The organism is Brevundimonas sp. Soil_N_31, from assembly GCF_057655995.1.
In genome coordinates, this window is record NZ_JBDGLE010000024.1 from 1 (window position 1) to 1,373 (window position 1,373).

At 64.9% G+C, this 1,373-nt stretch carries 1 protein-coding gene; it reads right to left on the reverse strand.

What is annotated here, in order from left to right; all coding sequences use genetic code 11:
• Nucleotides 1–273: 273 nt before the first annotated feature.
• Nucleotides 274–1,296 (reverse strand): IS110 family RNA-guided transposase, encoded by a 1,023-nt coding sequence (locus tag AC3A3G_RS16330; RefSeq protein WP_396490326.1) that lies wholly within the window; start codon nt 1,294–1,296, stop codon nt 274–276.
• Nucleotides 1,297–1,373 lie beyond the last annotated feature (77 nt).

Sequence of the window (1,373 nt, forward strand, 5' to 3'; positions counted from 1 at the left end):
AGCGCCATGTGTGGACGGCTCCCCGTTGGCAAGGGTTGATCTGATGTTCTGCTGAGCCTGGTCGGTGCGGCCATGTGTTCGACCTGTTGGTGCGGTACGCATGACCGCTGGCCATAATGCCTTCCGCGAAGCCGGGTCCCGACCAAAAGCACGCGCTCGAGGCGCTCTGGCGCAAGTGGGTTTTCCCGCCTTCCGGTATCGACCGGCTGTCGCATTACATCCTGTCCGCCCTTCCCAAGTTCGTCGGCCTCGGCGCTGCACCTCGACCTGTCTCTATGCCGCCAACGGCTCCCTGTAGCGCTTACCCGAGGTCATGATCGCCCAGACCATTCGCGCGGTCTTGTTGGCGAGAGCGACGGCCGCAACCTTCGGCGTTCGTCGGGCCAGCAACTGGACCAGCCACGGCCGGCGCGTGCCGTTCCTCACGGCGTAGCGCACGACCGCCAAGGCGCCGACGACGAGCATCTGTCGCAGATATCGGTCGCCCTGCTTGGTGATCCCGCCCAGCCGCTCTTTGCCGCCGCTGGAGTTCTGCTTCGGGACGAGGCCGATCCAGGCCGCGAGATTGCGACCGGTCTTGAAGGCCCGTGGATCGGCGATCGTGCCAACCAAAGCGCTGGCCAGCAGCGGGCCCACGCCGGGAATCTCCATCAGTCGGCGCCCGACCTCGGTCGATCGGGCGTTGGTCCGGATCAGTCGGTCGGTCTCCAGGACTTGCTCGTTCACCAGCTGAAGCTGCGCAGCCAGCATGGCGAGACACCCTCGAGCCTCGACCGGAACACGCTCGTCAGCCGCGTCGTGAACCACCTCGATCAGCGAATGCAATCCCTGCCTCCCGACGGCGGCGGCCATGCCGAACTCCGCCATGTGGCTGCGGATCGCGTTGGAGATCTGGATGCGCTGGCGGATCAGGATCGACCGGGTCCGGTGCAGCACCATCACGCTCTGCTGTTCCGGCGACTTCACGGGCACGAAGCGCATCGTCGGTCGGGTGACCGCCTCGCAGATCGCCTCTGCGTCGGCCATGTCGTTCTTCTGGCGCTTCACATACGGCTTCACATAGCTCGGCGGCATCAGCCGCACGTCGTGGCCGAGGCCGATCAGCTCTCGGGCCCAATGATGGGCTGTTCCGCAGGCCTCGATCCCAACGAGGCACGGCCCCAGCTTTTCGAAGAACTTCAGCAACCGCGCTCGAGTCAGCTTCTGTCGAATGACGACCCCGCCCTCAGCATCGACACCGTGCACCTGAAACACCGACTTCGCGATGTCCAAACCAATCGTGGCTACATGTCCCATGGCTCTCCTCCAGCTCTGCCGGAGGCTTAACGCCGCCGGTGGGTTGGAGAGCCGTCCACAGCATCAGAAGCGGACAT